Source organism: Rhodococcus sp. ARP2 (genome assembly GCF_001029585.1).
GTDB classification, from domain to species: Bacteria; Actinomycetota; Actinomycetes; order Mycobacteriales; family Mycobacteriaceae; genus Rhodococcus_F; species Rhodococcus_F erythropolis.
On sequence record NZ_LEKE01000109.1, the window covers coordinates 1 to 24,048 of the forward strand.

At 64.0% G+C, this 24,048-nt stretch carries 21 protein-coding genes and 1 pseudogene; 16 read left to right on the forward strand and 6 right to left on the reverse strand.

Annotated features, from left to right (window positions below):
- Positions 1-299, forward strand: a pseudogene (locus tag ABX74_RS26710) (hypothetical protein); the annotation flags it as partial.
- Between the two features lie 5 nt (positions 300-304).
- Positions 305-1,264, forward strand: a complete 960-nt coding sequence (locus ABX74_RS26715; protein WP_223258022.1) for a DUF1648 domain-containing protein — start codon at positions 305-307, stop codon at positions 1,262-1,264.
- Here ABX74_RS26715 and ABX74_RS26720 read toward each other — a convergent pair.
- Positions 1,233-1,928, reverse strand: coding sequence for a FadR/GntR family transcriptional regulator (locus ABX74_RS26720; RefSeq protein WP_047890098.1), 696 nt, complete (start codon positions 1,926-1,928; stop codon positions 1,233-1,235). The two genes, ABX74_RS26715 and ABX74_RS26720, sit on opposite strands and share 32 nt — an antisense overlap.
- Before the next feature lie 162 nt (positions 1,929-2,090).
- Between ABX74_RS26720 and ABX74_RS26725 the strand changes: the two genes are divergently transcribed.
- Entirely contained in the window at positions 2,091-3,260 is a 1,170-nt protein-coding gene (locus tag ABX74_RS26725; RefSeq protein WP_047890099.1) for an MFS transporter, read from the forward strand.
- Positions 3,261-3,264: 4 nt separating this feature from the next.
- A complete protein-coding gene (locus tag ABX74_RS26730) occupies positions 3,265-4,245 on the forward strand; it encodes a bile acid:sodium symporter family protein (RefSeq protein WP_003942582.1) in 981 nt (326 codons plus the stop codon).
- Here the strand turns inward: ABX74_RS26730 and ABX74_RS26735 are convergent.
- From ABX74_RS26735 to ABX74_RS26745, 3 genes are read right to left on the reverse strand one after another with little or no spacing between them, the layout of a single operon-like run.
- Positions 4,238-4,456 carry a hypothetical protein gene (locus ABX74_RS26735; protein ID WP_019746182.1) on the reverse strand — a complete coding sequence of 73 codons (219 nt, stop codon included), beginning with the start codon at positions 4,454-4,456 and terminating at the stop codon, positions 4,238-4,240. The genes ABX74_RS26730 and ABX74_RS26735 overlap by 8 nt on opposite strands.
- 55 nt (positions 4,457-4,511) lie before the next feature.
- Positions 4,512-5,117, reverse strand: coding sequence for a YqgE/AlgH family protein (locus ABX74_RS26740; RefSeq protein ID WP_020909845.1), 606 nt, complete (start codon positions 5,115-5,117; stop codon positions 4,512-4,514).
- A gap of 53 nt (positions 5,118-5,170) precedes the next feature.
- Positions 5,171-5,866, reverse strand: a complete 696-nt coding sequence (locus tag ABX74_RS26745; RefSeq protein WP_047890100.1) for a TetR/AcrR family transcriptional regulator — start codon at positions 5,864-5,866, stop codon at positions 5,171-5,173.
- 134 nt (positions 5,867-6,000) lie between these two features.
- Between ABX74_RS26745 and ABX74_RS26750 the strand changes: the two genes are divergently transcribed.
- The 4 genes from ABX74_RS26750 to ABX74_RS26765 are packed head-to-tail and all read left to right on the forward strand — an operon-like array spanning position 6,001 to position 10,572.
- Entirely contained in the window at positions 6,001-6,942 is a 942-nt protein-coding gene (locus tag ABX74_RS26750) for an NAD-dependent epimerase/dehydratase family protein (RefSeq protein ID WP_047890101.1), read from the forward strand.
- 54 nt (positions 6,943-6,996) lie between these two features.
- Entirely contained in the window at positions 6,997-7,620 is a 624-nt protein-coding gene (locus ABX74_RS26755; RefSeq protein WP_047890102.1) for a TetR/AcrR family transcriptional regulator, read from the forward strand.
- On the forward strand, positions 7,604-9,241 hold the full coding sequence (locus tag ABX74_RS26760; protein WP_047890103.1) for an acyl-CoA dehydrogenase family protein: 1,638 nt from the start codon (positions 7,604-7,606) through the stop codon (positions 9,239-9,241). The genes ABX74_RS26755 and ABX74_RS26760 overlap by 17 nt, the downstream gene beginning before the upstream one ends.
- A 23-nt stretch (positions 9,242-9,264) precedes the next feature.
- A complete protein-coding gene (locus ABX74_RS26765) occupies positions 9,265-10,572 on the forward strand; it encodes an MFS transporter (protein WP_047890104.1) in 1,308 nt (435 codons plus the stop codon).
- On the opposite strand, the gene ABX74_RS26770 is transcribed toward ABX74_RS26765, so the two are convergent.
- Positions 10,556-12,007 (reverse strand): CCA tRNA nucleotidyltransferase, encoded by a 1,452-nt coding sequence (locus ABX74_RS26770; protein WP_047890105.1) that lies wholly within the window; start codon positions 12,005-12,007, stop codon positions 10,556-10,558. The two genes, ABX74_RS26765 and ABX74_RS26770, sit on opposite strands and share 17 nt — an antisense overlap.
- Before the next feature lie 111 nt (positions 12,008-12,118).
- Here ABX74_RS26770 and ABX74_RS26775 point away from each other — a divergent pair, with 111 nt between their 5' ends.
- From ABX74_RS26775 to ABX74_RS26795, 5 genes are read left to right on the forward strand one after another with little or no spacing between them, the layout of a single operon-like run.
- Positions 12,119-12,706, forward strand: coding sequence for an NUDIX hydrolase (locus ABX74_RS26775; protein ID WP_019746192.1), 588 nt, complete (start codon positions 12,119-12,121; stop codon positions 12,704-12,706).
- Positions 12,703-15,057 carry a DUF6049 family protein gene (locus tag ABX74_RS26780; RefSeq protein ID WP_047890106.1) on the forward strand — a complete coding sequence of 785 codons (2,355 nt, stop codon included), beginning with the start codon at positions 12,703-12,705 and terminating at the stop codon, positions 15,055-15,057. The genes ABX74_RS26775 and ABX74_RS26780 overlap by 4 nt, the downstream gene beginning before the upstream one ends.
- Complete coding sequence (locus ABX74_RS26785) at positions 15,054-19,148, forward strand: murein biosynthesis integral membrane protein MurJ (protein ID WP_047890107.1); 4,095 nt, start codon at positions 15,054-15,056, stop codon at positions 19,146-19,148. The genes ABX74_RS26780 and ABX74_RS26785 overlap by 4 nt, the downstream gene beginning before the upstream one ends.
- A gap of 47 nt (positions 19,149-19,195) precedes the next feature.
- Positions 19,196-19,822 (forward strand): RNA polymerase sigma factor SigM, encoded by a 627-nt coding sequence (gene sigM / locus ABX74_RS26790; RefSeq protein ID WP_080909380.1) that lies wholly within the window; start codon positions 19,196-19,198, stop codon positions 19,820-19,822.
- 53 nt (positions 19,823-19,875) lie between these two features.
- Positions 19,876-20,592: a hypothetical protein gene (locus ABX74_RS26795; RefSeq protein ID WP_047890108.1), complete on the forward strand. Its 717-nt coding sequence runs from the start codon at positions 19,876-19,878 to the stop codon at positions 20,590-20,592.
- Positions 20,593-20,603: 11 nt separating this feature from the next.
- Here the strand turns inward: ABX74_RS26795 and ABX74_RS26800 are convergent, their stop codons facing one another.
- Positions 20,604-21,170, reverse strand: a complete 567-nt coding sequence (locus ABX74_RS26800) for a helix-turn-helix domain-containing protein (protein ID WP_020909857.1) — start codon at positions 21,168-21,170, stop codon at positions 20,604-20,606.
- A gap of 98 nt (positions 21,171-21,268) precedes the next feature.
- Here ABX74_RS26800 and nox point away from each other — a divergent pair, with 98 nt between their 5' ends.
- The 3 genes from nox (at position 21,269) to trxA (ending at position 23,981) form a co-directional block, all read left to right on the forward strand.
- Positions 21,269-22,480 carry a 4,4'-dithiodibutanoate disulfide reductase gene (nox, locus tag ABX74_RS26805; protein WP_047890109.1) on the forward strand — a complete coding sequence of 404 codons (1,212 nt, stop codon included), beginning with the start codon at positions 21,269-21,271 and terminating at the stop codon, positions 22,478-22,480.
- Positions 22,481-22,611: 131 nt separating this feature from the next.
- Positions 22,612-23,619, forward strand: coding sequence for a thioredoxin-disulfide reductase (gene trxB, locus ABX74_RS26810; protein ID WP_020909859.1), 1,008 nt, complete (start codon positions 22,612-22,614; stop codon positions 23,617-23,619).
- Between the two features lie 38 nt (positions 23,620-23,657).
- Positions 23,658-23,981: a thioredoxin gene (gene trxA, locus ABX74_RS26815; RefSeq protein ID WP_003942530.1), complete on the forward strand. Its 324-nt coding sequence runs from the start codon at positions 23,658-23,660 to the stop codon at positions 23,979-23,981.
- Positions 23,982-24,048: the final 67 nt, after the last annotated feature.

The following is a 24,048-nucleotide window of genomic DNA, read 5'->3' on the forward strand; positions in this document are numbered from 1 at the left end:
TCATCGGCGCAGTCGCAGCACTGACCATCGGCGGAGTCTTCGGCGTCGCGGTCGCGATCATCGCCGTCGTCGTCGCCGTCCTCACTGCCGGTTTCGGTGGAGGCATCGGCACCCGCGCGGCCGCCGCGCTCCCACAGCAGAGCGGATGCGGTAACGACTGCAACTGCGGCGGCCACTCCGAGCCTGCCGCAGACGAGCCGGTGGCGGAGACCCCCGAGGCCAAGGCGAACGCTGCCGCTTGCGGTACCGCTTCCTGCGGTGCCTGCGCGCTCAAGGATGCTTGCCAGCCGGCTCATTGATTCACGTGAAACATCGCGTGGTCGACCCGGCCGGGGTCGTATTCGGACTAGTGGTTCCGCTGTTGTGTGCGGTCTTCGGCTTCGTCCTGACAAAAATGTGGGAGCCTCGCCTCCCGGAACAGATCGCGACTCACTGGACCACCACCTCGCCGGATGGTTTCTCCACCCCGTCTTCCAACGCGTGGACCATTGCACTTTTGACACTGCTCTTCGGTGGCGGTCTCAGCGCGATTGCTGCTCTTGCTCCCGCGATGTTGATGATGCGTCGCTTCATGTTGGTTGTCGGGCTGAGCGTGGTCGGGCTCATCACGACAGTGAACTTCGCTTTGCTCTACACCCAACTCGATGTCACCGATCCGTCCACGACGTCACTCCCGTTGTGGTCTATCGGTGTCGGCTTTGCAGTCGGCGGGGTGCTGGGGTGGATCGGCGCCTCGTTCCTGCGTGACTACCGCGTCCGCACTCTTGCCACGATCGAACCCTCGGCCGGGTTGCCGCGAAGCAGCTGCCCTCTACCTATCTCCGACGACGTCGGATTCAGCACCAAAGGCTCGGTGATCCTCACTGCGATCACTCTGGCGCCCGGAGTCATCATGGCGTTGGCGATGGGGTCACTCTGGCCGCTGTTCATCTTCGGTGCACTCGGACTGCTCGTCGTCAGCCTGGTTCGCTTCCGGGTGATCGTCGACGAACGGGAAATTCGGGTGATCAACATGGGGATGGCTGCGATGACCTACGGCATCGACGAAGTTGTCGGAGCCGACGTCGCGGAGATCAAACCGTTCGCGGACTTCGGCGGCTGGGGACTAAAGACCAAGGGTCGTCGTAACTACGGCGTTGTCACCCGCACCGGGCCAGCGGTGGTCATCACGTTCGCCGGTGGCGACCGACTCACGATCACGACACCGAAGGCCGAAGACATCGCCGGGTCCCTCAACCGATTGGCCGACGCCCGGACTCGGTAACCGCCGAACCTGACCCGATCGCTTCCTGAGTCTTCTCGAGATACCCGCATGCCGCCGCCCTGGCTTTGGTGACATCGCGCTCGGCGATGGCTTCGGCAACTCCCTGATGATGCGAAGACGTCAGCGACGGCGGATGAACGCCTTCGGTCACCTCGTAGGTGGCGCGGACCGTTTCGAGGATTCCGGCAAACAGATCGGTCAGAACCGGATTGTGAGCGGCATCGACGACGGCAATGTGAAACGCAAGATCGACGTCGACGAAGTTCTCGGCCGGCACGTCACGCTTGGCGGCCAGCTCACGAAGTATCCGAACGTCGTCGTCGCTGCGACGCTCACACGCCAACCGGACCGCTTCCATCTCGAGCGCACGACGCACTTCGAAGACGTATTTCATCTCGTCCACGGACACGTGCTTGCCGAGCAGTCCGCCGATGTCGGTCCGTGCCCGAACGAAGGTCCCTGATCCGCGACGGATTTCGAGGACTCCCGTCGACGTCAGTGTCTTGATCGCTTCGCGCACGGTGTTCCGGCCGACACCGAGAACACTCATCAGTTCCGGCTCGGTGGGAACACGGTTCCCGACGGTCCAGGCGCCGTCGGAGATCTGCGCGCGCATCCAATCGAGGGATTGCTCGTACGCGGACTCCTTGCGAACAACGGTCATCTACTCATCCTCACAGCATTCGCGACGATCATTCCACTCACCTACGATACGTAGGACGACCCATGTATTTTCGCACTCTGTCATCAGGAGGGGCTTCCCACGTCCGCCACAGCTGTCGCCACCGAAGAACGCACACGCCGCACCAATCGACACTTCTACGGCGTGGGCTACGTCCTCACCGTGATCCTCTTGGGCGCGAACATGCCCACCTCCGTCTACGGGCTGTACCGGACCGAGTTCGGATTCACGCCAACCATCCAGACGCTCATCTACGGCGTCTACGTCGCCGGCCTCGTTCCGGCGTTGCTGTTCTTCGGACCGCTGTCCGACGCCCTCGGCCGACGCACCGTGCTTCTGACTGCACTCGCGCTGAGCGTCGTCGGCACACTCGTTCTGGCATTCGCCGACGCGACGGTGTGGTTGTTCGTCGGACGCGTTGCTCAGGGAATCGCGGTGGGCGCGGCCAGTGCGGCGGGCAGCGCCGCGTTGGTGGAGCAGGAACCGAATTTCGATCACCGACGGGCAGCGCTCGTATCGACGGTGACGGGCGCGTTGGGTGGTGCACTCGGACCACTCGTGTCCGGTGCGATCGCCCAGTACCTTCCGCAACCGCTGCGGTTGCCGTATCTGATCTTCCTCGTCGCGTTCATCCCGGCACTCATCGTGTTGCTGCTACTGCCGCGGAGCGGGGACATCACACGCCCGAAGCGGTTCTTCCAGATGCCGCATGTTCCCGCCACCATCCGAGAGACGTTCTGGCTCAGCTCGCTCGCCGTCGCGCTGTCGTGGGGCGCAGTCGGACTCTTCCAGTCGGTGGTCCCGTCGTGGATGACCAGCCTGCTGAACATCGACAACCTCCTACTCGGCGGCGGAGCAGCTGCACTGGTCATGATCTGCTCGGTGATCGCGCAGCTCGGCGGGAGTCGTATGGACCCGCGGACGTCCGTCACCGCCGGCCTGGGAATCCTCGCTCTAGGAATGATCGGCCTACTCGTGGTCGACCTCGTCCCCAGCCTTGCGCTGCTGGGCGTCATCACCGTGGTGGTCGGCGCCGGGCACGGTCTGGCGTTTGCCGGCGGCATGAAACGCGTCAACGCCGCCGCCCGAATCCACGCCCGCGAGAGCCACGGCGGAGTCCTGGCGGCATTCTTCACCGTCAGCTACGCGGGACTGGCGATCCCGTCGATCATCGCGGGTATCGCCATCACCATCCAGGGAATGCAGACGGCCATCATCGAACTGTCGATCGTCGGGACGCTGCTGTGCCTGGCCGTGATGGGCTTCAACCTTCGTGGGGCTCGAGAGCCCGTCGACGCACGCCGTTATCCTTAGCCAGGTGAAGTTTCTCAGTAGGTTCTACATCGACGGGTTCATCCTCGGCATCATCATCGCCGGCGTGCTCGGAAGTGTGTTCCCGGTATCGGGTACCGCGGAGAGCATTCTGAACTGGGCCACCAAGATCGCCATCGGCTTCCTGTTCCTGCTCTACGGCGCACGGCTCTCGCCGCAGGAAGCGTGGAAGGGCGTCAAGCACTGGCGACTGCACACTGTCGTCCTTGCCGCGACGTTTGTGCTCTTCCCGCTCATCGGCCTTGCGCTGCGATTCCTGTCGCCGACCCTGATCAGCGACGAGCTCTACACCGGCATCCTCTACATGTGCCTCGTTCCGTCGACGGTTCAGTCGTCGATCGCATTCACTTCGATCGCAAAGGGAAACGTCGCCGGCGCGATTGTCAGTGCGTCGTTCTCCAACCTGATCGGCGTCTTCGTCACCCCGTTGCTGGTGGTTCTGCTGATGAATACAACGGGCCAGGCGACGGTCGACTTCTCGTCGATCCTCGACATCGTCGTGCAGCTGCTGATCCCGTTCATCGTGGGCCAGCTGATCCGCCCGCTGGTGATCGGATGGCTGCAGAAGTATGCCGAGCCCACCAAGTACGTCGATCGCGGATCGATCCTCCTCGTTGTCTTCGCCGCCTTCAGCGAGAGCATGAAAGAGGGGATCTGGAGCACCATCACGATCTGGCAGATCGTGATCCTCACAATCGTGTGCTGCCTGATCCTCGCGCTGGTTCTCGGCGTGACCACTCTCGCGGGGCGCAAGCTCGGGTTCGACCTTCCCGATCAGATCGTCATCATCTTCTGCGGGTCGAAGAAGTCCTTGGCGACAGGCCTACCGATGGCGGCTGTACTGTTCGCCGGCCAGCCCGTCGGCCTGATCGTGTTGCCGCTGATGATCTTCCATCAGATCCAACTGATCGTCTGTGCTGCGATGGCGCAACGCTTCGCGAATCGGGATCCGGTGAGCGTCAGCTAGCGAGCAACTCGCCTCGGGTCGCGTCGACGCAGCCACAACCGCCCTGCAGTTCAGCACAATCGATGGACAACGCATGGCGACTCGATGCCAGGTCGACGCAGTTCACGCCGGTGCATTCGAGTGATCCGTCCGCATGTCGCAGCAAAGAATCGTGGCAGTGATCGACATCCGAAACACAATCCGCGCACTGGATCTGACGCTCAGCGATCATTGCTGCCACCTCTCTCGAAAACGATGACACAGGAATATCATCGACCTCCGACAGATCAGTTTCGTTCCACTTCGATGGGATGGCTGGCCAGCATTGCCACGGGGAGCGGTTGGCGTCGTAGCACCCGTGCCCAGACATCGACTCGGGGCGGCGTCAGCACATCGGACGGCAGTGAGCTGATCACCATCCAGTCTTCACGCTCGAGTTCCGAATCCAGCTGCCCCAGAGTCCAACCCGAGTAACCGGCAAAAATGCGGATCCCTTCGACCAGAGGAGCGATGACCTCCGGGTCCGAGTCCAGATCCACCATGACAACTTTGCCGTCCACCCGCCGCAGGCCGGCGACGCCGTCGATTCGTGCACCGTTGCGAGCGATACCCAGGCAGAGCGCCGAGTCACGCTTGACGGGTCCACCGATGTACAGGGCCGAAGGATGCGCGGTCAGCGGCGACCACTGCGGCAACACGTTCTGCACGGCCGTCTCACTCGGCCGATTGACGATGACGCCCAGGCTCCCGGCGTCGTTGTGCTCGATCATGTAGATGACGGTGCGGCGAAATGCAGGTTCCGTGAGGTCGGTCGACGACACCAACAAACTGCCCGGACGAACCTCCGGTTCTATCCAGGCCATTCGATCCTCGGGTTCTTCTGCGTGCGCCACAAAGACATCATCTCACCGACAACTGCGTGCGGAGGAACGAGACACAGGCGTGTTCAGGTCAGACCCGCCACATCGGCAAGTAGTGCCAGATGCCGCTCGAAAATCTCACTCGCATCGGTGAAGGTATCGCTTCCGTACTGCCCGAACACCTCGAAGTTCACCGAACCGAACAGCGATACCCAGACGAGAGTTGCGCGTACCGCGGCATCCGGCGGCAGGTCGGTACCCAGTTCTTTCCGCACTCCCTCGAGGTCCGTTGCCAGCGTGTCACTCAGGTCCGGGCCCTCTCGCACCGTGAGTGCACCCGCGCGATGGGCGGCGTCGATGATCCCGATCAGCCGGGTCACGACGAGGGTGCCAGGGCCGGTGGTCTGCTCGCCTGGAGCGTCGTAACCGGGGACGGGGCTGCCGAACAGCAGACCGTATCGAGCCGGCTCCCGGATCGCCCAACTCCGGACGGCACGTCCGAGAGCAATGAACTGTCCGCGAAAATCTTCTGCTGCAATGGCATTCACGGCGGAGTCCACTTCCGCGCCCAGTTCCGTGTACCCGTCCACCACCAGCAAGGTCAGCAGTTCGTCGCGACTGGCGACGTAGCGGTACACCGCTGAGGACACGACTCCCAGATCACGCGCGACGGCCCTCAAGGACAACGCGGCGGCGCCGACGGCAGCAAGATGCTCGCGTCCGATCCGGGTGATGTCCTGCAGCGTCTGTTCGCGCGCCCGCTCACGGGGAGTCCCAACCATGAGTCCATCTTGCCCCATGACCGAGAGCAGTATCAACAAAAGAGAGCACTGCTCTTGACAGCGCTGTGGTGCGGGTGCATTCTTGAAAACGAGAGCAGTGCTCTCAGTACACCCGAAACGAGAAGGAGCACACCATGTCGAACCTCGAAATCGTCACCGGAGCAGGACCCGTCGGATCCGCCGTCGCGCTACAGCTCGCCGAGCAGGGAATCAACGTCCGGCTCCTGACCAGGTCCGGCAGCGGGCCCGAGCACCCTCTGATCGACCGCCGACGCGTCGACGTCTCGGATTCCGAGGCCCTGCGCTCGGTCAGCGAGGGCGCCACGGCCATCTACCACTGCATCCACGCCGCCTACAACGCAGCCGATTGGGAGCGGGAACTCCCGGCGGCCGAGAAGGTTGTGCTCGACGCAGCCGCATCCATCGGAGCCGTCGTGGTCTTCCCCGAAAGCCTCTACGCCTACAACTCCGACACCCTGATGACCGAATCCGATCCACGCAACGCCACCGGCGGCAAGCGCGGAGTGCGCACCGCGCTGCTGCGTGCCCGCGAGGCCTCCGCAACACCCACCGTCAGCGTCGTGGCCTCGGACTTCTTCGGCCCCCGCGTCCGCACCGCCCACGCCGGCGAGCGCATGGTTCCGAAGGTCATGGCAGGTAAGAAGATTCGTGTCATCGGTTCCACAGACCAGCCGCACTCCTTCACCTACATCCCCGATCTCGCGGCGGCGATGATCGCAGCAGCACACAACCCCGAACTCTGGAACTCCGTCATCCACGCACCCACCGGCCCCGCGCTCACTCAGCGCAAGATCGCCGAGGCCTTCGCTCGAGCCGCCGGGGCGTCCCCCGCCAAGGTGGGTGTCCTGCCCGCCTGGGTGCTCGACGCCGTCGGCAAGATCAACACCGACAGCCGCGAACTCGCGGAGATGAACTACCAGTTCACCAAGCCGTTTGTCATGGACTCGAGCGCCAGCGAAGTGCTGCTCGGACTCTCGCCGACGCCGCTCGATCAGGCCGCCGAAGAGACCGTCGTGTGGTGGCGCGCGGAACAGGCTCGCACCGCTGCTGCCTGAACCTGCAGGTGGGGGCTCTTGACGCAAGAACGGAACGGGTGTTCACTTCTTCACATGACCTATCGCCGCACTCCGGCAGTACAGGAAAGACTGGACGCCCAACGCGCCCGACTGCTCGACGCGGCCACGACGGCAGTGGCAACCCACGGTTATGCGGGGTGTTCCATCGCCGCGGTGGCCAAGAACGCCGGCGTCGCCACCGGGACGCTGTATCGACATTTCGACGGCAAGGGTGAATTGTTCGCCGAAGTGTTCCAATCTGTCTGCAGCCGTGAGGTATCCGCGGCCCGCGACGCCGGAGACAATGCCCGAAGTCTGGAAGGCAACCACCGCTCCGCGGTATCGGCGTCGGTTCGCACCTTCGCCGAACGTGCCATGCGTGCACCGGTTCTCGCCTATGCACTGCTGGTGGAACCGGTGGATCCACTCGTCGACGAACAGCGACTCATGTTTCGCGAATCGTTCCGCGATTGCCTGGCCACCGCAATTCGCTCGGCAGTCGACACCGGTGAGATACCTTCGCAGGACGCCACTCTGACGGCAGCGTGCATCGTCGGGGCAATCGGCGAGGCCCTGATCCTTCCGCTGCGCGGCGGCACCACGGATCCCGCTGCGATCGATGCCATCCTCGCCTTCACCCTTCGATCGTTAGGGAGTTTCGATGACACCCACGCATGAAGTCACCAATCAGGTACCGCCCCTGATCGATTACGACGCAGCCGAATACGCGCCGATCCTCGAGGCATTACACCGCGAGGGAGCTTCGGACGCAGCCGAAGAGGTTCATCGCGTCGGGGTCCGCGCCGGCAGCGCGCAAGCTCAGGAGTGGGGCGACCTGGCCGAGGAGCACCCACCTGTCCTGAGAACCCACGACCGCTACGGCAACCGCATCGACGAGGTCCGCTACGACCCCGCCTATCACCAACTCATGAGCACCGCAGTGGAATTGGGATTGCACGGCGCTCCTTGGGTTGACCCGAATCCACACGCACACCTCGTCCGCGCCGCGAAGATGGCCGTGTGGGGTCAAACCGACGCCGGCCACGGCTGCCCCATCTCCATGACGTACGCCGTGATCCCAGCGCTGCGGCACAACGCGGACCTGGCGGCGCAGTACGAACCCCTCCTGACCACCCGGCACTACGATTCGGCGCTGAAAGCTCCCCTCACCAAACCCGGATTGATCGCCGGTATGTCGATGACGGAAAAACAGGGCGGTTCGGACGTGCGTGCCGGAACCACAAGGGCAGTGCCACAATCCGACGGCAGCTATCTCCTGACAGGCCACAAGTGGTTCACCTCCGCACCGATGTCGGACGTGTTCCTCGTCCTCGCCCAGGCGCCGGGCGGTCTGTCGTGCTTCTTCCTTCCTCGGGTCCTGCCGGACGGCTCGCTCAACAACATGTACCTGCAGCGCCTGAAGGACAAGTTGGGAAATCATTCCAACGCGAGCAGCGAGGTCGAGTACCGCGACGCTCTCGCGTGGATGGTCGGCGACGAAGGCCGGGGCGTGCGCACCATCATCGAGATGGTCAACATGACCAGGTTGGACTGCACGATCGGCACGGCCACCGGCATGCGCGTCGGCACGCTGCAGGCAGTTCACCATGCGAATCATCGAAGTGCGTTCGGCGCCAACCTGATCGACCAACCTTTGATGCGCAATGTTCTCGCAGATCTGGCGGTGGAATCGGAAGCGTCGACTACCGTCGCGATGTGGCTGGCCGCTCTGACCGACCGCGCAACGTCGGGCGATGCCCACGCGAGCGCCCTACGACGCATTTCATTGGCCGTGAGCAAGTACTTCGTCTGCAAGCGCGGACCGATCCACGCTGCCGAGGCACTCGAGTGTCTGGGCGGAAATGGATATGTGGAGGAATCCCGGATGCCGCGCCTCTATCGCGAGGCTCCGCTGCTCTCGGTGTGGGAAGGGTCGGGCAACGTCGCGGCGCTCGACACACTGCGGGCGATGGCGAAGCAACCCGAAACACTGCAGGTGTTCTTCGACGAACTGAAACAAGCGAGTGGCGTGGACGCCCGCTTCGATCAGACCGTGCGGGATCTCGAGGTGGCATTCGGCGATTTCGACGACATCGAATACCGGGCACGAAAGATCGTCGGTGACATGGCACTCGCACTGCAAGCCTCGCTGCTGCTCCGCTACGGGCACCCCGCGGTGGCCGACGCATTCTGCGCGAGTCGGCTCGGAAATAGCTGGGGGAGCGTGTTCGGAACCCTGCCGAGGGGGATCGACATCGCGCCGATCCTCGAGCGGGCCACCGTCAAGATCGGCGCCTGACCCACCCACTACAGTTTCCGCTTATGAACCGAGCCTCGAACCGCCGCGAGGCCTGGCAGCGCGTACTGCACACCCTGCGTGAATCACCCGGCCTGGGAAGGCTGGCGCTCGTCCGCTTTTCCAGCCAGTTCGGCGACGGAATGTTCCAGGCCGCGCTCGGCGGCGCAATCCTCTTCAACCCGGAACGTGAAACCGATCCGGTGGCGATAGCGGCCGGCTTTGCCGTACTGCTCCTTCCCTATTCGGTGATCGGCCCCTTTGCCGGCGCTCTGCTGGATCGTTGGGACCGCCGCCTGGTGCTCCTGTGGGCGAGCGTGCTCCGCGGGCTCTTCATCCTGACCACCGCGGTGCTGCTGGTCGCCGGCGGCGGTGACACTCTGTTGTTGACGTGTGCGCTTGCTGCGATCGGGGTCAGCCGCTTTGTCGGGGCAGGCGTATCCGCAGCCCTGCCGAAGGTCGTCCGACAATCGTGGCTGGTGGCAACCAATTCCGTTCTCACAACGGCTGGTTCGGTGGTAGCCGCTCTTGGTGCTTCGGCAGCGGTGGCGATCATCGGCGTGATCGGCGTGGGGGATCGAGCGTCAGGCGCCGCCGTGGCCATCGCAGCACTGGGATCGGTGATCGCAGCCCTCGCCGCGGCCAGGTTCACCGCCCGCTCACTTGGTCCAGTGGCCGACGAAGTGATTCGTGCCAGCGCCGTCCGTTCGGTAACGGCCGGACTGCGCACCGGGGCAACCGCTGTCTGGGAGGCGCCTGGCGTCACCACGGCAATGATCGGGATCGGAGCGCACCGCATCTGCTTCGGCATCAACACCCTCATCATGGTGCTGGTCCTACGCGACACCTCGAACGGCTCCCAATTACCTGGAGGGATGGCCGGATTCGGCGTCGCCGTCGGCGCAACGGCCATCGGAATGCTGATCGCGGCACTGATCACACCGTTCCTCATCCCGCGGATCGGTCGCTCACGGACGATCACGTACGCCCTGGTGTGCGCGGTGGCCGTCCAGCTCGTCTTCGTGACCACCCTGACGCAGGGATCGCTGCTGATCGCCGCCTTCCTGCTCGGCATCGCCGGGCAGTCCGTGAAACTCAGCGGCGACGCGGCCATGCAGATCGACATCGACGACGACCGTCGTGGCCAGGTATTCGCCTTGCAGGACACCGTGTTCAACGTCGCGTTCATCGGTGCAATCGCGGCAGCGTCGACGGTGATCGCACCCGACGGCAAGAGCGTCGGCCTGGCCCTTGCCGGCGCGGGTGTCTATGCCGCCGGTTTGTCAGCGGTGCTGCTCAACCGCAAGAAACGAGAAACTAGCCCTGCTGGGTAGCCCACCACTTCAGCAGTTCGGCTTCGGCCTCGTCACGCTCGAGCGGGCCGCGATCCAGACGTAGTTCCTTGAGGAACGTCCATGCCTTGCCCACCTGCGGGCCGGCCGGGATGTCGAGCAGTTCCATGATGGCGTTGCCGTCGAGGTCCGGACGCACGCGAGCGAGGTCTTCCTGCTCCGCGATGCGCGCAATCCGCTCTTCGATGTCGTCGTATGTGGCCTGCAACTGCGCGGCGCGGCGCTTGTTACGCGTGGTGCAGTCGGCCCGGACGAGCTTGTGCAGCCGGGGGAGCAGCTCGCCCGCGTCGGTGACGTACCGCCGCACCGCGGAGTCGGTCCACTGTCCCTTGCCGTAGCCGTGAAAACGCAAGTGCAGGAACACGAGCTGCGAAACGTCGTCGACCATCTGCTTCGAGAACTTCAAGGCACGCATGCGCTTGCGCACCAGCTTGGCGCCAACCACCTCGTGGTGGTGGAAGCTGACGCCGCCGCCCGGTTCGTTGCGCTTGGTGTCCGGCTTGCCGATGTCGTGAAGCAGTGCAGCCCAACGCAATACGAGGTCGGGATCGCCTTCTTCGAGATCGATCGCCTGCTGGAGCACGGTGAGGGAGTGCTGGTAGACGTCCTTGTGTTGGTGATGCTCGTCGATCTCGAGCTTCATCTGCGGAACCTCGGGCAGCACGTATGCAGCCAGTCCGGAGTCGACCATCATGTTGATGCCGTCCACCGGGTACATGCCCAGCATCATTTTGTTCAGCTCCACCTGCACACGCTCGGCGGTGATCCGCTCGATCTGCGACGCCATCTCCTTGATGGCCTCGAAAACGCGATTGTTCAACGTGAAACCAAGCTGCGAGACGAACCTGGCTGCGCGCAGCATCCGCAGCGGATCGTCGTTGAACGAGTTCTCCGGCGCCGACGGCGTATCGAGTTCCCCGGCCAGCAGGGCGTCCATGCCGTTCAGCGGATCGACAAACGTGTAGGAACCGTCCGCGCCGATCTTCATCGCCATCGCGTTGACGGTGAAATCGCGGCGCACCAGGTCGTCGGCCAACGTCGTTCCGTACTCGACTATCGGATTACGTGAGACACGGTCGTAAGCGTCGGCCCGGAAGGTCGTGATCTCGATCTCCTGGCCGTGTTTGATGGCGCTGATGGTCCCGAACTCGATGCCGGTGTCCCACTGCTTGTCCACCCAGCCCTTGAGCAGAGCCTGAACCTTCTCCGGCCTGGCGTCCGTCGTGAAGTCCAGATCGCCACTGAAGCGGCCCAGGATCGCGTCGCGAACACTGCCACCCACCAGGAACAGCTCGTGACCGGCCTCGGCAAAACGCTCACCGAGCGGGTTCAACACGTCGGACAACGTGCCGAGCGTTGCAGTGGCGTCGGCAAGCAGTCGTAGGCGGCGATCAGCGTCGGAGGTAGGGACAGTCACGTGAAAGGAGCTTACTTAAGGTGCGCAAATAGCAGAACGCGCATACGAACGCGATAGACCGCTTTGCGCGGGTTACCGGGCAACGCTGCAAGGCCAACTAGTATCGATGAGGTGTCTGGTGCCGAACGAACAAACAGGAGTCGCCGCAACCCGCGGCGTCGACCTGCCGTCGGCAACCCCGATAAACCTTTGATGCGAACCGTCCGTGAAACTTCTGCGGGCGGCTTGGTCGTCGATGGCTGGGGCGGACCTCCCGAACGCCTCTGCGCTGCACTGATCGGCCGAACCGACCGCCGCGGACGCCTGCTCTGGTCGCTACCCAAGGGCCATATCGAGCAAGGTGAGACGGCCGAACAGACCGCAATGCGTGAGGTCGAAGAAGAAACCGGTATCCAGGGAACCGTCCTGGCACCGCTGGGCAGCATCGACTACTGGTTCGTGACCGAAGGTCGACGCGTCCACAAGACCGTGCACCACTATCTCCTCCGCTTTCTCGGCGGTGAACTCTCCGACGAGGACATCGAGGTCACCGAAGTCGCCTGGGTGCCGCTGACGGAACTGCACAAGCGACTCGCATACGCCGACGAGCGCAAGCTGGCCGAACTTGCATCGCAGATGATCGCTGAAATGCCGCGACCTGAAATGCACCGACCTGAAATCCCGCGAGTACAGCACCCGAAGGAACCGGACGCCGGATGAGAATGGCTCTGCGGCGGGCCGGTGTGGCCGCTTTGGTGATGGCCGCTGTCGGTTTCGGGCCCGCGACGACGGCCGTCTCCTGGGCCGCTCCGTCCAGCCAGCCCAGTGAGCGTGCACCGGCGCGAAACACCAACGATGCCAAATTTCTGCAGCTGACCATCGACTCCACCGCACCGACCACCGTGACGACAACCAGCGACCGCAACGTCGTGGTCAAGGGCACGGTGAAGAACGTCGGTGACCGTCCCGTCGAGGACGTCGGAGTGAGGCTGCAACGCGCTCCCGCGATCGACTCCAGTTCGGACGTGCGCGCAGCACTCGATTTCGACCAGGCTGTTTTCGACACGGTCGGCGAATTCGACACCGTTGCCACCACCCTCGACACCGGCCAGTCCAAGCAGTTCACACTCACCTTGCCGCTCCGGAGCACAAACGGGTTGTCTCTCGACATCACCGAACCGGGCGTCTACCCGATGCTCGTCAACGTGAACGGCACCCCGGAATACGGCGGGGCCGCCCGACTCGACGACGCACGCTTCCTGCTCCCAGTGCTCGGTGTGCCGGCCGCGGCCGAATCGAACGCCACATCCGGAACACCCAGTTCGTCGGCGACGGCCGTCGTTCCCCCCGACACGTCCGCCCCGATCGGCGTCACGCTCATGTGGCCGCTGGCCGACGCGCCACGACTCGTCGGCGGAATCCCGGGCGCGGTCAACGAGCCCGTGCGCCTGATCGACGACGAACTCGCCACCGAACTTTCCGACGGCGGGCGCCTGGACGCGTTGGTCGATGCGGTGGAGAACGCCACCAAGCCCGAGAGCGACACCGATCGCCGCGTCACGGATGCGCTCTGCCTGGCAATCGACCCCGACCTTCTGATCACCGTCGAGAACATGACTCGCGGATACCTCGTGGCCGACAACTCGTCAGATCCCACCGGACCGTCGCACGAAGGCCGTGGCAGCGACGCCGCCAACCAATGGCTCGGCCGGGTGAAGACCCTCGCGTCCTCGATGTGCACTACGGCGGTTCCGTTCGCGCAGGCCGATCTCGCCGCGGTCACCTCGGTGGCCAATCCGGAGTTGACGGCTACCGCGCTCGCACGCCCGGCAGACATCGTCGACAACATCCTCGGCGTGACGTCACTGCGAGATTTCGTCTGGCCGGATTCGGGTGTCCTCGACTCGGCCACCGCAGAGGTGCTGAGCGTGAATCCCACCACAGCGATGGTGGCTGACACCTCCGTCGACTCGGCAGCCCCGCAACTGTCGTCGCGGATAACCGGCTCACTCGACGCGCTTGCGTTCGACACCTCGGCAGCCGCAGCCTTGGCCGCCACCGGCTCGGAGCCGCAGGTCCCGTCGTACATCCCCGACGACACCGCGCCGACCATCGACATCGAATCGCGCAGCGCCCGGCGTCAGGACGCGCTGGGAGCGATGGCCTGGGCCGCGCTGACGCCGACCTCTCTGCCGCGCAATCAGATTTTCGCGCCGCCGCAACTGTGGACCGCGGACAGCAACGACGCCACCGCCGTGCTCTCGATGCTCGCGACCCTCATTCGCTCTGGCCTCGCCTCACCTCAGGCCCTGCCCGCACTACTCGGCAGACAACCGGGGGCCACTGACGCCGCCACGCTCGACTACCCGGACCGAGCCACCCAGGACGGTCCGCAGACGTCCGTCGTCGAGACCGCAACCACCCAACTTCCGCGTATCGACGGGCTCGAAGCATCGCTCGTGGACGATCCGGCGGCTTCGCTCACCCCCCGGGGATTCACGGCACCGCTCCGCGAAGATCTACTTCGCTCGATGACCTTGGCGGATCGCCGCAACGTCGACTCCGCATCGGTCAATCGGGCGGAGCGGGCTGCGACCATCCGCGCCGACAACGTCACCGAAGCCGTCGACGGGATGTACCGGGCCGTCAGTGTGGTGTCGCCGGGCGGCGTCTACACCCTCGCGTCGGGGCAGAGTCCGCTCCTGCTGGTGGCGCGCAACGAGTTGCCCATCGCCATCAACGTCGACCTGCGTGTGGAAGCCCCACCCGAGATGCAGATCAGTGACATCGGTCCCAAACAGCTGCCGCCGCGAGGTAGCCGACAGTTGACTGTGCCCGCGGAAATGAACGATTCTCGCAAGCTGGAAGTCAACTTCTCGCTGACCACGACAGATGGCCGCCAATTGGGTACGCCGACCAGCGTGACCGTACGGTCGAATGCGTACGGTCGTCCCCTGGCCGCCGTGACGGCGACAGCGGGAGGGTTGCTGCTGTTCCTGGCAGGGCGACGGCTGTGGCATCGATTCAAGGGTCAGCCGGACCCAGCAGATGAAGGGTACGAACGCTCATGACCGGGAATCCACCCGAGGAGGGTCGCCGCTCGGCGATCACCCGCAAGAGTGCCACGACCCGTTCGCATCCTCGGATGCCACCGTGGGAGCGCGGCTACCCGATTCAGCCGGTCAACCCGGACGCACGTTTCGACGACGCACCCACCATGACCATCCCGGTGATCCGCGACTATCCCAGATATCGCGAAGCCGAGATGGAATTCGCCGATCGGCAGGCGACAAAGTCGGACGAGTTCGATACCGACGCGCACGCCCTGGTCGGTGATCGTAAGGAGACGAACTCCCGCCTCCTCGCGGCGACGGGTTCCATCGCGATCGCGACGCTGACGAGCCGCATCACGGGGTTCGCCAAGCAGTTGATGATCCTGATGGTCCTCGGCCCGGCCATCGCCAGTTCGTTCACCGTGGCCAGCCAGATCCCGAACATGATCGCGGAGCTCGTCTTGGGCGCCGTTCTGACCGCGATCGTCGTCCCCGTGCTGGTCCGCGCCGAGCGGGAGGACGCCGATCACGGCGAAGCGTTTGTCCGACGCCTCTTCACGGCGTCGCTCGTCCTACTGGGCATGGCCGCGCTGCTCGCGACCCTGGCAGCGCCCGTACTCACCAAATACGTCTTCCTGTCCGAAGACGGCAAGGTCAGCACCGACCTGACCACGGCGCTGTCGTATCTACTTCTGCCGGCGATCCTGTTCTACGGGCTGTCGGCACTGTTCACAGCGTTTCTGAACACCAGGCAGATCTTCAAGCCCGGAGCCTGGGCTCCTGTACTCAACAACGTCGTCGTCCTCGTGGTGCTCGTGGTCTACCGCCTGACTCCGGGCGAGATCTCGCTTGATCCGGTCTCGATGGGCGACGCCAAGCTGCTCACCCTCGGCATCGGCATCACCATCGGCGTCATCGTGCAGGCAGCCAGCCTGATCCCCGCACTTCGCCGCGAGAAGATCTCGCTCAAGCCGCTATGGGGCCTCGACGATCGCCTGCGCCAGTTCGGCGGCATGGCCGTCGCCATCGTCTTGTACGTCCTGATCAGCCAGATGGGCATGATCTTCGCGACCAAGATTTCCTCACATGCCGACGAAGCCGGCCCTGCCATCTACAGCCAGGCCTGGTTGCTCCTGCAACTCCCGTACGGCGTGCTCGGAGTGACGGTTCTGACGGCGATCATGCCGCGCCTGAGCCGCAACGCTGCGGCCGACGACACCCCGGCCGTCGTGGACGATCTGTCGGTCGCGACGCGTCTGACCATGATCACGCTGGTTCCGATCATCATGTTCCTGACCTTCATGGGTCCGCAGGTCGGTGAAGCGCTCTACGGTTACGGCCGCTTCGGACCCGAACAGGCCGAACGACTCGGCACTGCCGTGAGCTGGTCGGCATTCACGTTGATTCCGTACGCGCTGGTCCTGATCCAACTTCGTGTGTTCTACGCCCGCGAACAAGCCTGGACGCCGACGTGGATCGTTCTCGGCATCACTGCAGTGAAGATCGCTTTCTCGGCGCTCGCTCCGGTCTTCGCCTCCAACAGCGATCAGGTCGTGATCCTGCTCGGTGCGGCCAACGGTCTCGGATACATCACCGGCGCCGTCATCGGCGGATACCTCCTGCACCGCAGCCTCGGAAACCTGCAGATGGCCAACGTGGGCAAGACAGTCTGGTCCGTCGTACTCGCCTCGCTGGCCGGTTCGCTGACCATGCTCGCGGTCGACCGCGTCCTCGGATTCGATCAACTCACCGAGCGTTTCGGCGGACCCGGCTCGATGGTTCGCGTCGCCGTCGGCGGCATCCTGATGCTCGCGATCACCTTCACGATTCTCTACTTCAAGAAGGTTCCGGAAGTTCTGTCGGTAACGGTTGCGGTCTCCCGCAAGATTCGTTCACTGACAGGTCGCGCCGAACCGGACACACGTAACAACACCGACGACGACGTCACCGAGCTGATTCCTGCAATCAGAACGGAATCAAACGAGCAAGAACGACCGGGTGCGCTCCCGTACCCTGGTCATGGGCGTACAGGATCGCAACCCGCGCGTATTCGGGGACGGGCTATCGATGGAGAAGGAGCGAGGGTGAGCGACGACAACGTTTCCGGCAACAAGAGTGCCGGGACTTCTGCCGTGAAAGCGTCCGAACAGAAGTCAACGGCATCGTCGGGCACACCTGCATCCACGAGTTCCTCCGCATCTGCCGGCCAGAAGCCACAGCAGGGTCAGAGGCCACAGCAGCCCGCGCAGCGGCCGGTCCAGAAGCCACAGCAGGGTCAGAGGCCACAGCAGCCCGCGCAGCGGCCGGTCCAGAAGCCACAGCAGGGCCAGAAGCCACAGCCGCCGGTGCAGAAGGCCGCACCGCCGGTGCCTCCGGTCAGTGTGTCGAAGACACCTTCGGCTCCCGTGTCGAAGACACCTTCGGCTCCCGTGTCGAAGACACCTTCAGCTCCCGTGTCGAAGACACCCGCGTCGAAGACGCCTGCTTCGGACAAGAAGGCACCCGAACCTCAGAAGACGGCTGCAGCTCAGACACCGCCGCCCACTGCGCCTCGCACACCTGCCGCCGGATCCGCATCACGACCGGCCCAGCGACCGATGCCCCGTGGACCCAAGCTCATCCCGGGCGCCTCTGTTGCCGGCGGACGCTACCGTCTGCTCGCGCCGCACGGCGGAACCCGCGGACTGCAGTTCTGGGAAGCTCTCGACGTCAAGCTCGACCGTGAAGTAGCCCTGACGTTCGTCGACGCCGATCAGCGCGGTGACGACGACAGCCAGTCCGGACCGCAGGCGGTTCTCTCACGCACACTGCGCCTGGGAAGGATCAACTCGCCCGGACTGGCTCGCGTCCTCGACGTCGTCCGCGGAAGTTCGGGTGGCATCGTCGTCGCCGAATGGACTCCCGGTCGCTCGCTGCGTGAGATGGCCGAGACCACGCCGTCACCGATCGGTGCAGCCCGCGCCATCCGTGCCCTGGCGGCCGCTGCCGAAGCTGCTCACCGCACCGGCGGTGCGCTGTCCATCGATCACCCGGACCGCGTTCGCATCAGCATCAACGGTGACGCCGTACTGGCGTTCCCGGCGACGCTTGCCGACGCCGATTCCACCAGCGACGTCCGCGGTCTCGGCGCCATGCTGTACTCGCTCATCACGGCGCGCTGGCCGCTCGCCGAACCGTCCGCCGGTCCCGTCGGTGGTTTGCTTCCCGCCGGCCGCGGCGCCGACGGCAACATCGTCGAACCTCGGGTCGTCCGTCCGGAGGTTCCGTTCGACATCTCGGCCGTGGCAGTTCGAGCGTTGCAGTCGGAGAGTGGAATCCGCACTGCTGCCACCGTGCAGCACATCCTCGATCAGGCGTCCGTCGTCAACGACAAGACGGAAATGATTCCGGCACTTCGTCTCGGCCACCGCGAACAGGGAGCGTCGGGTCACGCACTGAACGACCCCGAAGCCATCGAGGCCGAGAAGAAGAAGTCGACGCGGATGCTCGCGGCACTGACGGCGCTCGGTGTCTTCACCGTGATCGTCCTGATTCTCCTTGTGGTGTGGGTAGCGAGCTTCCTCTCGGGCGGCAGTAACGACACCCCGCTCAGCGAGCAGAGTTTCGGCTTGACCACCGAAGCTACTGCGCCCGAGAACAATTCACCTGCCCCCGCACCGGCGGCCGCAACCGTGCCGGTAGCCGCCTCGGCCGTAACGGTGTTCTCGCCCCAGGGCACGCCGGATCAGCCGGCAACGGCGAAGAACGCCATCGACGGCAATCCGGCCACCGCATGGTCGTCGGACTCGTACTTCCAGCCCTTCCCGTCCCTGAAGAACGGCGTCGGCCTGATGGTGACGCTCGCCGATGCGGCCAACCTGAAAAACATTGCGATCACGTCCGATTCGCCCGGAACCGTCGTTGAAATCCGTTCTGCCCCATCTGCGAATACTTCGCTGGATCAGACCAAGGAAATCGGATCCGGTGTACTGAAGAACGGTGTGACCGACATTCCGCTCTCGTCGGACGGCTCGGGTCAGTATGTCCTGGTTTGGATTACGCAGCTCAGCACCGAATCCGGACAAAACCAGACATCCATCTCGGAGATTGCATTCACTGCTGCAAAGTGATCGCCCTTGGCCCTTCTGAAACCTACCGACTGGGCTAATATCCGCCCGTGCACAGTTATCGGGGGGGCACCGGGGGCGGAGCCGGAAATTTCGAATCCAGAAGTTTCGAGAACAAAAATCTCGAGGCGACGGATTTCGAATTGTTGACCGCTCATGTCGCGGGCGATCGACACGCGTTCCGTGAACTACTGGTCCGGCATCAGGATCATCTGTGGCACGTTGCCCGGCGTACGAGTTACTCGGACGAGGACGCGGCAGACGCACTCCAGGAGGGTCTGCTCTCCGCGCACCGCAAGGCGGCGAAGTTCCGCGGCGATGCGGCGGTGCGTAGTTGGCTCCACACCATCGTGGTCAATGCCTGCCTTGACCGGATCCGACGCAACAAATCGCGGGCCGCGTTCTCTCTGTCTTCCGAGAATGCGGAGGAACCCCGTGATCACCGCGATTACGCGGCGGGAGTGGACATGAGCCTGACCGTCGAACAAGCGCTGGCATCGCTGCCCCCTGAGCAGCGCGCTGCCGTCGTCGCCGTCGATGTCGAGGGGTATCCGGTGGCCGAGGCCGCCGAGAGGTTGGGCGTGCCCGTAGGGACCGTGAAGAGTCGCTGCGCCCGCGCGCGCAAGCGCCTCGCCGCCCAGTTGGAGGACTTTCGCGAAGGCGGGAACCATTCGTGAACCGGCCGCGTCCTATCTTGTAAGCGTCCACACCGACTGCCGAGGGAGGGTTCATGACAGATCCGTCTGTTCGCGTTCCGTCGCCTCCGTTTTCGGAGGACCTCTTGGCGGATCTTCACGCCGGGGTTCTCGATCCCGAAACCAGTGCAGCTCTGTGGCCGCTGGTACATGCAGACGCCGACGCCCATGCATTTGTCACTACTCTCGACAGCGTCACAGCATCACTCGCGACACTGAACTCGCGCGAGGCCTCTCACGAACGAATTCCGAATTCGCTTGCCGAGCGAATCAATTCGGCACTGGATCTACAGTCCGGCCAGGTCGAGCCATCAGCAGAGACAACCGTCGTGCCGTTCCGGCGACGCCCACAAGCGTGGCTGCTCGGTGCCGCAGCAGCCGTGTTGGTGGCCTTCGTGATCGTTGTGATCGGAACCCGAGATTCCGAACCTGCCGAAAGCGTTGTCGCTCAACCAAGCACATCGGTGACATCTGCTGTCGACGATCCGGATTCGGCGTCTCTGCTTTCACTCATCGGAGCCAAAAACCTTGGACCGCTGGATGATCCGTCCAAGCTTGCCGGCTGCCTGAGCGCCAATGGCATCGACGAGGGCAGGCCGGTGCTCGGCTCGGGTGAGGTTCGCATCGACGGTGTACCGGCGATAGTCCTACTCTTCGCGGGATCGCAGCCGCGTCAGATCACTGCACTCACTGTTGGCATCAACTGCAGCGACGGTAATCCGAATACGTTGTCAATCAAGAACATCGGTTGACGTCGACGGTGTCAGCGCGGTGTTGCCGCGGGCAGCAGGAGCTCGAGGATTCTCCCGCGCAATGCATCCGTATCGTCCTCGACCGCTATCAGACTCGAAAACATCGCTGCTCCGGCCGCCAATACCAGCACGGCCTTGGCATCGAGCAGTGCCGATTCGGGATCTTCGGCATTCTGAAGGAACAGTTGCGTGCTCGGCCCACTGAACCCGCGCCACAATTCGTTGCGTAGGTCGTCATGGTCGCGCAGCGCAGCCAGCAGTCCCGGCGACGCAGCACGAACCTCGGGCCGCGAGAAGAGCTGAGCACTTCCCTCCACCACCCAACGGATCCAGCCGTCGCGATCGGTGCCCTCGAACGGTGTCAGGTCAGGTGTCGCACCCAGGATCGACCCGAGAACTAGATGTGCCTTCGACGGCCATCGTCGTGACATCGAGGCTCGGCTGACCCCTGCCCGTGCCGCGATCGCCCGGAGACTGAGTTGCTCCCATCCGACCTCGAGGAGCATCGCTCGGGTGACCTCGAGGACTGTGTCGTCGATGCGTGGGTCTCGTGGGCGACCTGATCCTGTGGCGTTCATCGTGTCGAATTGTCGGACAGATTGGGAGTAGGCGCTATATCGTCGTAGTTACGAGTCCACTGGCATCGTAAAGATCAGGCCGCCGCAGGAAGTTGAAAATGACCACAGCGCCCACACCGTCGATATTCGAACCCTCACGTCTCGGCCCTCTGACCTTGCGCAACCGCATCGTCAAAGCTGCAACGTTCGAGGGCGTCATGCCCCGGGGAGCGGTCTCGGACGATCTGATCAACTTCCACGCCGAAGTCGCCCGGGGCGGGGCCGCAATGACCACCGTCGCCTACTGCGCCGTCTCACCAGGTGGACGAGTCCACCGCGACACCCTTGTCATGGACGAGCGCGCACTGCCGGGACTACGCAGACTGACCGACGCCGTCCACTCAGAAGGCGCGCTTGCCGCGGCGCAGATCGGCCACGCGGGACTGGTTGCCAACACGCTTTCCAACAAGACGAAGACCCTCGCGCCGTCGACCCGGCTGAGTCCGCCCGCAATGGGCCTCGTCAAAGGCGCGACACTCGCCGAACTCGACGGTGTCGTCTCCGACTTCGAACGGGCCGCCCGCGTCGCAGTGGACGCAGGATTCGACGCCATCGAGGTCCATCTCGGTCACAACTATCTACTCAGTTCGTTCATGAGCCCCAATCTGAACAAACGCCACGACCGATACGGTGGCAGCGTCGCCAAGCGCGCCGAGTATCCGCGTCGAGTCATCGAAGCGGTGCGAGTGGCCGCTGGATCCAGCGTGGCGGTCACCGCGAAATTCAACATGTCCGATGGGGTGCCGAAAGGTCTGTGGCTCGACCAGAGCCTGCCGATAGCCCAGATCCTCGAAGCCGACGGCCACCTGGACGCGATGCAATTGACCGGTGGCAGTTCACTTCTCAACGGAATGTACTTCTTCCGCGGCGAGGTCCCACTGGCTGAGTTTGTCGCCTCCCAACCCAAACTCGTCGGGTACGGGCTGAAGTTCTACGGTCCCAAAATCTTTCCGACGTACCCGTTCGAGGAGGGTTTCTTCCTGCCCTTCGCCCGCCAGTTCCGACAGGCGCTGAGGATGCCACTGATCCTGCTCGGCGGCATCAACCGCGTCGACACCATCGAGCACGCACTGGATGAAGGATTCGAGTTCGTCGCCATGGCGCGCGCACTGCTCAGGGACCCACAACTGGTCAACAAATTTCAGGCCGAGAGCGTCGACGAGGGTCTGTGCATCCACTGCAACAAGTGCATGCCCACCATCTACACCGGCACGCGCTGTGTGGTTCGGGACGCGCTGGTGGTTCGGGAGGCACCGCGCCCCGCCCAGTGAGTCCCGCGCTGTGAGCTGCCGGCTGTGAGCCACTTTCCAGCGGAGTGCGGGAACAACACCCCTTATCCTGGTGTTGATCGGTACGGCTCTCCAAGAAGCGGAGGGTCTGCACTCACTATTGGAAGGCTCGCATGACCACCCAGCTGGAAACCACGCCCGCGGTCCATGACGTCATCATTGTCGGTTCCGGACCGGCCGGCTACACCGCTGGTGTCTACACCGCGCGCGCTGAGCTCCAGCCCCTGCTCTTCGAGGGAACCCAGTTCGGTGGCGCCCTCATGACCACCACCGAGGTCGAGAACTTCCCCGGATTCCGCGAAGGAATCATGGGCCCCGATCTGATGGAACAGATGCGCGAGCAGGCACTGCGCTTCGACACCGACATCCGCACCGAGGACGTCGAAGAGATCGACCTCAGCGGCCCGATCAAGACCGTCGTCGCGAACGGCGAAACCTACGCCGCGCACGCGATCATCCTCGCCATGGGCGCAGCAGCCCGCTACCTGGGCATTCCCGGTGAAGAACGCCTCCTCGGCCGCGGCGTCAGCGCCTGCGCCACCTGCGACGGCTTCTTCTTCCGTGACCAGGACATCGTCGTGGTCGGCGGCGGCGATTCCGCGATGGAAGAAGCAACCTTCCTCACCCGCTTCGCTCGCTCGGTCACCCTGGTGCACCGCCGCGAGGAATTCCGCGCCTCACGGATCATGCTCGAGCGCGCCAAGGCCAACGAGAAGATCCGCTTCCTGACCAACGCCGAGCCCGTCGAGGTGCTCGGTGAGAACAGCGTCACCGGCCTCGTCGTGCGCGACACCGTCACCGGCGAGACCTCCACACTCGAGATCACCGGCATGTTCGTCGCCATCGGCCACGACCCGCGCAGTGAACTCGTCAAGGGCCAGGTCGATCTCGACGACGCCGGATACGTGCGGGTCGCTCCCGGTTCTACCGCGACCTCCATCGACGGCGTCTTCGCTGCCGGTGACCTGGTCGATCACACGTACCGTCAGGCGATCACCGCTGCCGGCACCGGATGCTCCGCAGCAATCGACGCCGAACGCTGGCTGGCCGACCGCGGCGACATCACCGCCAACACGCTCGACGCAGCCGGCCACACGGTCGACGTCGTCGGCGCTCCCTGATTCACCAAGCTGTCGTACCCAACCCTCGAGGAGTAACAGTGTCGAATACCGTCACCATCACCGACGATTCCTTCAAGCAGGACGTCCTGGGCAGCGACAAGCCCGTTCTGGTCGATTTCTGGGCAACCTGGTGCGGCCCGTGCAAGATGGTCGCCCCGGTCCTCGAGGAGATCGCCGGCGAGAACAGCGAGAAGCTGACCGTCGCGAAGCTCGACATCGATGCCAACCCCGCGGCCGCGCGCGATTTCCAGGTCATGTCGATCCCGACGATGATCCTGTTCAAGGACGGCAAGCCGATCAAGACGATCGTCGGCGCCAAGGGCAAGGCCGCGCTGCTCAAGGACCTCGCAGACGTTCTCTGACGGCTGGGTGAGCATCGTGGATTCTCGCAATCCACAGAATTTCTGAGATAATCGATCGATGTGCCTG